The 547-nt window shown below is 45.9% G+C and carries 1 pseudogene; it reads left to right on the forward strand.

What is annotated here, in order from left to right:
- Nucleotides 1-547 (forward strand): annotated as a pseudogene (locus FLA105534_RS00015) (hypothetical protein); the annotation flags it as partial.

Here is a 547-nt window from a genome sequence, read left to right on the forward strand (position 1 = left end):
ACCTTCAGGTGGTACCTGGTCAGTTGTTTCAGGAGGAGGGACGATTTCAGGAACTACTTATACACCGGCAGATGTTTCTGCGGATACTTCGGTAACAGTTCGTTATACTGTTGCAGCCAATGGATCCTGTCCAGCGACAACTTCAGACGTCGCATTTACTGTTAATGTATTTTCAGGAACGGCGACTAATACAACAAGCACAGCGGCTATTTGTGAGAACAGTACCAAATCCTTATCAGCTACACCTGCAAGTGGTACCTGGTCAGTTGTTTCAGGAGGTGGGACGATTTCAGGAACTACTTATACACCGGCAGATGTTTCTGCGGATACTTCGGTAACAGTGCGTTATACCGTTGCAGCCAATGGATCCTGTCCAGCTACAACTTCAGACGTCACATTTACTGTTAATGTATTTTCAGGAACGGCGACTAATACAACAAGCACAGCGGCTATTTGTGAGAACAGTACCAAATCCTTATCAGCTACACCTTCAGGTGGTACCTGGTCAGTTGTTTCAGGAGGAGGGACGATTTCAGGAACTACTTAT

Source organism: Flavobacterium collinsii (assembly GCF_902804485.1).
In the GTDB taxonomy this organism is placed as follows: Bacteria; Bacteroidota; Bacteroidia; order Flavobacteriales; family Flavobacteriaceae; genus Flavobacterium; species Flavobacterium collinsii.